We start from the raw sequence: 7,929 nt of genomic DNA, 5'->3' as shown, positions 1-7,929 counted from the left end.
ATGACGGCGAATGCTTTAGTCAGGTTTTTCATGGGTAGTTCCTCTTTATCTGGTTATCTGAACCGGGTACTTATCAGGTTCAGTGTTTGATTCTGGGTCGTCGTTATTAATTAACGTTCGATAAGTAAATGATAGAGGGTGAACAGATCCTGCGCAACTCATTTTTATATTAATCGTTAACTAATTGTGCGGATCTCTTTAACACGCTGACTTGGCAGAGGCTCCGGTGCGTGCTAATTTTATATTCCCACGTAAAGGATGCCTTCCCAATGTAATGTTGTCTCGTCGCTAACAGTCTGTTTTTCAACGTCTTGTAAATTTACAGGGCGCTATTTCTGTTATTTTGATGAGATGATTTCTTATGAATACACTACTCGTCGCGCTGTTAAGCGCGCTGCGCGATCATCGTTGGCTGCGCCTGCTCGGTTGTGCCTTTATTCTGTCTTCTGTGGGTAACGGACTGACTCAGGTCGTCGTTTATAGTCAACTTCTTCGCTGGCACGTATCGCCCGCAATCTTAACGCTGGCATATCTCTTGGCGACCTTACCCGGATTTTTGGGCAGTTTGCTGGGGGAAAAAATGTGCCGTCGCTACTCGCCCTTTGTTGTCGTTACCCTTGCTGAAATTTTGGGTCTTGTTGCATTGGGCTTTCCGGCGTGGGGAATAACGTTCCATAACCTTCCGGCGATGCTGGCGGTTCAATCTGCAGAGGCTTTTTTCAGTGGAATGATTTATCCCGCATTAACGCTGATTTTCAAAAGGGGGCTAAAAGCCAATGAGCTTCCTGCGGCGACCGCACTTGAAACCCTGATATTTGCTGCTCAAGTTTTGTTAGGGGTAGGGCTCGGTGTGATGATCATTAACCGTTTTTCGCTGATAACCCTGCTAGTGATGGATGCTTTCAGTTTTATCTTTTCAGCGATTTTACTGATGTTTACTGCCCGTCATTTTATTAAGCGTTATGTTAATGAAAGTCGGCAACCTGCTTTCGCCGTCGCGTTAAAATGGCGTGAATGTTCCCCCTTGCAGCGTCGAAGCATACTGTTGCTGCCATTACTGGCGGCGGTAGGGACGCCAGTGATGGCGCTCATGCCCGCGCTTGCTCAACAGATCAGGCCCGATGAAACTACCGGACTTGCACTGCCATTGCTGTTGGCACGAAGTTTGGGGCAAGTCTGTGGGCCATTATTGCTTAATAGCCAAAAGCTGCGCCAACATGCTCAAAGCAATCTTCGTCTGGTGGGATACCTGTCGACATTTCTAGCGGGTTATTTTTTATTACCTGCCCTAGCGACCTGGAATCTCGCCGCACTTGGCGCTGTGTTTATTGCCCATCTGGCTTCAAACGTCGTTTTTGCCCTCGGAACTTTTAGCCTGCTGAATCATTTTTCCCAGCCGCAGGCTGCAAGTGCGAGCGGCATTGCCTGGCGTGCGCAAATATTGGTTGCAGCAGTGATGAGCCTTATTGCCGCAGGTACTGCAGAAATTATCGGGGCAATTAACGCACTGTATGTCGTTTCACTGCCCGGCATACTTGGTGTTGTAATAGTTTTAAAACGCAGCGGAAGATAAATGAAGGTGAGGTTTTTTAAAATTGACGGCTCCCCCAGCAAGGGGGAGTTATTGTCTGAGTAAAATATAAGTGGGGAAATTAGCGGTACAGTTCAGCGCGACCATAGAGATGATTTTCACCGGTGGCGAAGATTACGCGGTATGAAGAGGCACCTTTTTCATCGGCTTCATTAGACATTTTATTTTTAAGCGCGCTGAGCTGGTCGCCGCCGTTAACGTTGATCACGCCCATGTTCTGCTGTCCTGCGGGAGCCGCAATAACCTCCGTGGCGGCCAAAGCGGTAAATGAAGCGCTTCCCAGAACAATAGCTGCCAGCGTTTTAGTTAAATTATTCATGACCATTCCTCACTTAACTTATCAATTGATCTCGGCTTATTTGTAAAGCTCAGCCGTGCCGTACAGTTGATTGTCACCAGATGCAGAGATGATGCGGAATGAACTTGCGCCTGCTTCCTCGGCTTTTGCATTTAGGTTACGTTCCAAGCTTGAGAGATCATTGCTGGAAGTCGCTGAGACTACGCCAATTTTTTGCGCATTAGACGGCATCTGTATGACTTCGGTGGCTGCCAGAGTTGAGAAAGACGCCGCAGCAAGAGTCAGTGCAGCACACAGCATTGTTAGATTTTTCATGATTTTTAGTCCTGGATTTGTATGAGCAAATGCTCTTTTTGCGGTAAATCTAATAGGTTAACGTTCGATAAATAAATGGTAGTCTCAGCTTTTATTTTTATCAATCAAATTCATTATCGATCATTAACTAAATGTGCTCAACTGTGCTAACTCTAAGAAAATAGGAGATTATTTTCGATAGTACGACGAGCGCGAGATGGAGGTGCTGACATTGTAGGACCAGCCGGTTAACAGCAAGGAGGGCAATGCCAATCCCATTGAGGGACTAAGTAAAGATAATCAATACCGCTGTTAATAACTTGTTAAATATCAGAGCGTTTTTCATTAATCTGCAATCGTTATTCAATATAATCATTCGGAATTGTGATAAATAAAGTTTATTTTAATAGCCGATAATAAATTCTTGAGGTCAGCGGAGTAGGGTGTTAAAAAAGAAGGCAGCACAAATGGCCACCTTCATTTTTTGCCTTTATGTTAGAGCCACATTTTTGTCCTGACTCAATGGCACCTAGTAGTAAATTGCCGAAGGCGAGTTGCGACCTGCATTGGGCGCTGGCGGAATGGTCGGTGAACTTGAAATGCCGGGTTGAACCTGTTTTCTGTTCAACGTGCCATGCGGGGGCTGAATAACATTGCTATCACCGGTCACATTAACCATGGCAATTTCCTGACTCTGTATTGGCATCATGATAACCTGCTGTGCGGCAACGTTGGCAACCGGTACAGCGGTCAATGCCATAACTGCAAGAATTAATTTGAAGTTTCTCATGATGTTACGTCCTGGGTTGCTTTTTCTAGCTGTGTCTTTATCCGTAGGGAGTGATTTACTTATCGCTCGATAATTAAATATTAATCTCTACTGGACATTCGCGCAACTATTTTTAATAATGATCGTTAATATATTTTGATAACCATAATCACAAGGGTGATGAAAGGAGGGTGTATGAGCACTGAACAGACGGCATTAGTCCGGAAAAGTCGCGGTCGCCCGAAACAGTTCGACCGCGGAACTGCCTTAAGTAAGGCGCTAAATCTGTTCTGGCGTCACGGCTACGAAGCCACATCTCTGGCTGACTTAGTTGAAGCAACCGGTGCCAAAGCGCCTACTCTTTATGCCGAATTTGGTAATAAGGAAGGGATGTTTCGCGCCGCCGTTGAGCATTATCTAGCAACCTTTTACGAAAAGAGTTTGTGCTTGCTTGGCAAAGATGACCTGTCAGTAGAACAGGCCGTTGAACAGTACCTGCGCACTACAGCAGAGATGTTTACCGACTGCGACACGCCGAGTGGCTGTTTTATCATCAACGCCGCCTCGGGAATGTCAGCTGCTTCTCAGGAGATTTCCGAGATGCTTCGCTCGCGCCACCTTTCACAGGAGCGCACGCTGTTTGAATTTTTTGAGAAGAAAAAGCTCAGTGGCGAGTTTCCAAACGATACCGACAGTTCGCTGCTAGCGAAGTATGTCGCCACTACCGTGCAGGGAATGTCGGTGCAGGCGCGTGATGGTGCGAGCAATGAACAGCTGGGTTCGATTATTGATATGCTGATGTACGTATGGCCGCAGCTGCGAACTGTACCGATGAAAAGCGCCGTTGCTCATTAAATAAACGGTGTTTTCGGGAAATGAAAACCTCCATCCCTGTATGATTAAGGCACGTTTTATTGTCACAAAAGAATTATTGAGAACAATGTGCCATGCCCGTTGGTGAAGGTTTACGTAAAAAGATAGAGCGCCAGGTATTAAGCATTTCTGGCCTGGCGCTGGGAGGCATTGACTTTGATCAGCCGCGAGGTGATTTTGGGCTGTTTGGCCCTGACACCGTAGTTTGGCGCGTTCACGGCGATTTCTCGAGCATGCTGTGCGGTGGCGTCAGTGCGCTGCTGTTGCAAATGCTGCATCCTCTTGCTTTGGCGGGAGTATGGGACCATTCAAATTTTCGCAGCGACATGCTGGGACGCTTACGCCGTACCAGCCAATTTGTCTCTGGCACCACCTTCGCGCCGCTTGCGGATGCGCAAAATCTGATAGCCCGCGTTAAGTCCATTCATTTACAGGTTACTGGTGTTGATACACACGGCCAACCTTATGCTGCGAGCGATCCTGACCTGCTGGTTTGGGTGCACGTTGCCGAGTCCTACAGCTTTCTGCAGTCCTACCTTCGCTACCGAAATCCCGATTTAAGCCCTGCCGACCAGAGTCAATATTACCGTGAAGTTGCGTGCGTCGTTGAAGGATTGGGCGGTGTGGATGTTCCGCGCAGCGTGCAGGAAATAGAGGATTATTTGCAGCGTATGCGCCCGCAGTTGCGCTGCGACGACAGAACGCGTGAGGTGGTGAGATTGCTCAAGAGCGCACCTGCTCCCAGCAAAATCGCCGTACCGGTAGGGAAGTTAATGGTCTGGTCGGGGATTGAACTGTTGCCTGAGTGGGCACAAGAGGAGTTGGGAATAGTGCTGCCCCCCTTAACCCGCCGCGGCATCGATTTCTCAATGCGCCGTGTGGCAACACTCTTACGTTGGGCTGTGAGAAACGGTTCCTGGCACAGAGCCATGCGGCGCGTAGGACGTTTGCCCTAGCGCCGCCGTTGTCTTTAGGACGGCATATGCGGATATACGCCCGGCCCAATCGGCAGCCCCAGCAAATACCAAACGACTAACATCACCAGCCAGACGATGAAAAAGACCACCGGATAGGGCAGCACAAGCGAATAGTAAGTTCCGAGCTTGGCATTTTTGTCATAGCGCTGTAAAAATCCGAGGAACAGCGGCAGGAAAGGCGACATGGGCGCCAGCGGCAGAACCGACGAGTCGGCGATGCGGAAAACGATCTGTGCGAAGGCAGGGTGAAAGCCGAGCAGCATAAACATAGGGATGAAAATTGGCGCCAGAATCGACCAAATCGCTGAGCCGCTGGCGATAAACATGCACAGCAGCGCTGACAGAAAAATCAGCCCGACAAACGCCGGAATGCCTGTCATCCCTAGTTTTTCAAGAATATCGGTCAGTCCGATTGCCATAAATTTTCCCATATTGCTCCAGTTAAAGAAGGCTACAAACTGGGAGAGTGGGAAAACCATCACAATAAAGCCAGCCATACCCTTCATCGGATCGACCAGCAAATTCGGAATATCACTTTGGGTACGGATTTGTTTGGTGACCAGTCCGTAGGGGATAGACACCACAAAAAAGAACAAAATAATTAGCGGAACGATGCCCTGAATAAACGGCGACGGGACGATACCGTGAGTGTGCGGGTCGCGCAGTGGTGCGGAATCGGGCACCACCAGCAGAGCCACCAGCGCAATAAACACCACGGCGGCAATCCCGCTGGCAGCCAGGCCGCGATTCTGCTCGGGGGTCAGTTTTTTCATCCGCTCGTCGCTTCCGCCCTCATAGAAGGGCAAACGCGGTTCAACAAATTTGTCGGTGAGAATGCCGCCGACCAGTGTAAGCACAATCACCGATGCGGCCATAAAATACCAGTTATCCACCACGCTGACCTGTACTGCCGGGTTAATGACCTTAGCCGCTTCAGAGCTGAGTCCAGACAGCAGCACGTCGGTGGTCACAATGAGAAGGTTGGCGGTAAAACCGCAGCCGACGCCTGCTATCGCGGCTAAAAGCCCGGCCACGGGATGGCGTCCGACGGCGAGGAAGATAAGCGCCCCAAGCGGCGGCATTACCACCAGCGCAGCATCAGAAGAAATATGACTGAAAAAAGCGATAAATATCACCAGATAGCTGGCGTATTTTGCATTCACGCTGGCGGCCATTTTATACATCAGGCTTTGCAGCAGTCCGACGCGTTCGGCAAGCCCTGCCCCGAGCACCAGCGCCAAAATAGATCCAAGCGGCGTAAAACCGCTGAAGTTTTTAATAACGTTGGGCAAAATCCACTGTAGCCCTTCAACGCTGAGCAAGTTTTTGACCCGAATGATTTCGCCGTTGGTAGGATTCACTGCGGTGATGTTAAGCCAAGAAATCAGCGCGCTGCTTAACATTAACACTACGATCAGATAGATAAACAATAAAAATGGATTGGGGATTTTATTGCCTACGCGCTCGACCCAGCGGAAAAATCCACCGGGGCTATGGGGTTGGTTTTGTGCTTCAATACTCATTAAAAACCCTCGTCGAAAAATAGTCGGTCATTAGATCCCCGCCGGTCGTGCCGTGCGGTTTTATTATTTTTTATACCCTGCGTCGGCATTGAACGATGGTCGGCGCAGGGGCAGATCTTCTTATCTTTTTTACTTTAAAGGTGAAGGTTTAATCCCCTTGGGGATCGGACAGTGGTAGGGGCGACGAGCGCGGGCGGCCCGATGCTCCTGCTGGCAGAGCTCAAGCGTGGCGGGAGAATCCAGTAATGCAATCGCCGTCGAGGCCAGGACTTTAGCCGCCAGACACATGCCTTTGTGAGCAATTGAGGTGCGTCCCTGAGATACAATTTGCCAAGTGTGCAGCGGCGAACCCACCACGAAACACGGACTGAAACACTGCGCCGTAGGTACCAGCCAGCTCACGTCACCGACGTCGGTTGAGCCATAGAGGATGTTATCGCTGGGGCTATAGGGGGCAACCGCCTCGGTGAGTGGCGCAGTGCGCAGCGTTTCGGCAAAGGCTTGACCTTCGATACTGCTGGTTTTAGCCATTGTCGTTAGGCAGGCATCAATGTCCTGTTCGCTGAGTGTGGCGTGAATAGTACGGGCAAAAGCCTTTTCTTCTTCACTGTAATGGGGGGTTCCAAATGCCTTCACTTGCTGATACATCACCTGTTCCAGCGCGTGGTTTGGCGCATAGTTAGAGCAAGCTTTGTCAAAGCGCATAGACATGCTGGTCCCGGTCATCAGTGCCGCACCTTTGGCAATATCTGTCACCCGCTCGAAAATGGCCTGCGCCTGATCCATCTGCGGTGCGCGCACCAGATACAGCACTTCTGCGTCGGCCTGCACGACGTTTGGCGAAATCCCGCCCGCATTGGTCACTGCATAATGCACCCGCGCTTCCTGAATAATGTGTTCGCGCAGGAAGTTAGCGCCGGTGTTCATTAGCGTTAGGGCGTCAAGCGCGCTGCGACCCAGATGTGGCGCGGCGGCAGCGTGAGACGCCGCGCCTTTAAAGCGAAAAGCGGCCTGAATATTGGCCAGCGTCGGGTTGCTAAACATGCCGCTAAATGTTTCCGGATGCCAGGTCAGTGCGGCATCAACATCGTTAAACAGGCCTTCTCGCGCCATGAATGTCTTGCCAGAACCGCCTTCTTCTCCCGGGCAGCCGTAAAAACGCACCGTGCCTTGTAGACCTTCCTTCTCTATCCAGGCTTTTACCGCCAGTGCACCGCCCAGCGCCGCGGTGCCGAGCAGATTATGCCCACAGCCGTGACCGTTGCCATTTTCCTCCAGCGGTTGCGCAGAGTCACAGCCGGCCTTTTGGCTTAGGCCCGCCAGCGCGTCAAACTCGCCAAGCAGCGCAATAATGGGTTTGCCTTCACCGAAGCTGGCGATAAATGCCGTCTCCATCCCGCCGACACCGCGCTCCACCTTAAAACCCGATGCTTCGAGTTTGTCGGCCAGCAGGGCAGAAGAGTGTGACTCCTCAAAACGCGTTTCAGGGTGATCCCAGATTTCATCACTGATAGCCGACAGGGTATCGCGCTGGGTATCGATAAAGTCATTGATAAAACTAACAACGTTTTGATGAGTCGAGATAACTGTAGAATCAGACATCG

General features: G+C 50.3%; 8 protein-coding genes. 3 read left to right on the top strand and 5 right to left on the bottom strand.

Annotated elements, in window-relative coordinates; genetic code table 11:
- The first annotated feature begins 361 nt into the window (after positions 1–361).
- On the top strand, positions 362–1,573 hold the full coding sequence (locus BS639_RS01070; protein WP_084981996.1) for an MFS transporter: 1,212 nt from the start codon (positions 362–364) through the stop codon (positions 1,571–1,573).
- Between the two features lie 79 nt (positions 1,574–1,652).
- On the opposite strand, the gene bhsA (BS639_RS01065) is transcribed toward BS639_RS01070, so the two are convergent.
- The 3 genes from bhsA (BS639_RS01065) to BS639_RS01055 all read right to left on the bottom strand — a co-directional run bounded on the left by bhsA (BS639_RS01065) (position 1,653) and on the right by BS639_RS01055 (position 2,973).
- Positions 1,653–1,910 carry a multiple stress resistance protein BhsA gene (gene bhsA, locus BS639_RS01065; protein WP_055777588.1) on the bottom strand — a complete coding sequence of 86 codons (258 nt, stop codon included), beginning with the start codon at positions 1,908–1,910 and terminating at the stop codon, positions 1,653–1,655.
- 36 nt (positions 1,911–1,946) lie between these two features.
- Positions 1,947–2,204 (bottom strand): multiple stress resistance protein BhsA, encoded by a 258-nt coding sequence (gene bhsA, locus BS639_RS01060; protein ID WP_084981995.1) that lies wholly within the window; start codon positions 2,202–2,204, stop codon positions 1,947–1,949.
- Between the two features lie 508 nt (positions 2,205–2,712).
- A complete protein-coding gene (locus tag BS639_RS01055; RefSeq protein WP_055777594.1) occupies positions 2,713–2,973 on the bottom strand; it encodes a hypothetical protein in 261 nt (86 codons plus the stop codon).
- A 174-nt stretch (positions 2,974–3,147) separates the two neighbouring features.
- Between BS639_RS01055 and BS639_RS01050 the strand changes: the two genes are divergently transcribed.
- Both BS639_RS01050 and BS639_RS01045 read left to right on the top strand, forming a co-directional pair.
- A complete protein-coding gene (locus BS639_RS01050; protein WP_055777597.1) occupies positions 3,148–3,807 on the top strand; it encodes a TetR/AcrR family transcriptional regulator in 660 nt (219 codons plus the stop codon).
- Positions 3,808–3,899: 92 nt separating this feature from the next.
- Complete coding sequence (locus BS639_RS01045; protein WP_055777600.1) at positions 3,900–4,781, top strand: oxygenase MpaB family protein; 882 nt, start codon at positions 3,900–3,902, stop codon at positions 4,779–4,781.
- 14 nt (positions 4,782–4,795) lie between these two features.
- Here the strand turns inward: BS639_RS01045 and abgT are convergent, their stop codons facing one another.
- Together abgT and BS639_RS01035 are read right to left on the bottom strand one after the other, a co-directional pair.
- Positions 4,796–6,325 carry a p-aminobenzoyl-glutamate transporter gene (gene abgT, locus BS639_RS01040; protein WP_055777603.1) on the bottom strand — a complete coding sequence of 510 codons (1,530 nt, stop codon included), beginning with the start codon at positions 6,323–6,325 and terminating at the stop codon, positions 4,796–4,798.
- 129 nt (positions 6,326–6,454) lie between these two features.
- On the bottom strand, positions 6,455–7,927 hold the full coding sequence (locus BS639_RS01035; RefSeq protein WP_173882049.1) for a M20 family metallopeptidase: 1,473 nt from the start codon (positions 7,925–7,927) through the stop codon (positions 6,455–6,457).
- Positions 7,928–7,929: the final 2 nt, after the last annotated feature.

It is taken from the genome of Rouxiella silvae, assembly GCF_002093625.1.
In the GTDB taxonomy this organism is placed as follows: domain Bacteria; phylum Pseudomonadota; class Gammaproteobacteria; order Enterobacterales; family Enterobacteriaceae; genus Rouxiella; species Rouxiella silvae.
This window is presented reverse-complemented; position numbering and strand designations above follow the sequence as displayed.

Excerpts from the sequence above, each read along its gene's own strand:
- BS639_RS01070 (WP_084981996.1), top strand. The coding sequence starts at position 362 with ATGAATACACTACTCGTCGCGCTGTTAAGCGCGCTGCGCGATCATCGT.
- bhsA (WP_084981995.1), bottom strand. The coding sequence starts at position 2,204 with ATGAAAAATCTAACAATGCTGTGTGCTGCACTGACTCTTGCTGCGGCG.
- BS639_RS01055 (WP_055777594.1), bottom strand. The coding sequence starts at position 2,973 with ATGAGAAACTTCAAATTAATTCTTGCAGTTATGGCATTGACCGCTGTA.
- BS639_RS01035 (WP_173882049.1), bottom strand. The coding sequence starts at position 7,927 with ATGTCTGATTCTACAGTTATCTCGACTCATCAAAACGTTGTTAGTTTT.
- BS639_RS01050 (WP_055777597.1), top strand. The coding sequence starts at position 3,148 with ATGAGCACTGAACAGACGGCATTAGTCCGGAAAAGTCGCGGTCGCCCG.
- bhsA (WP_055777588.1), bottom strand. The coding sequence starts at position 1,910 with ATGAATAATTTAACTAAAACGCTGGCAGCTATTGTTCTGGGAAGCGCT.
- BS639_RS01045 (WP_055777600.1), top strand. The coding sequence starts at position 3,900 with ATGCCCGTTGGTGAAGGTTTACGTAAAAAGATAGAGCGCCAGGTATTA.
- abgT (WP_055777603.1), bottom strand. The coding sequence starts at position 6,325 with ATGAGTATTGAAGCACAAAACCAACCCCATAGCCCCGGTGGATTTTTC.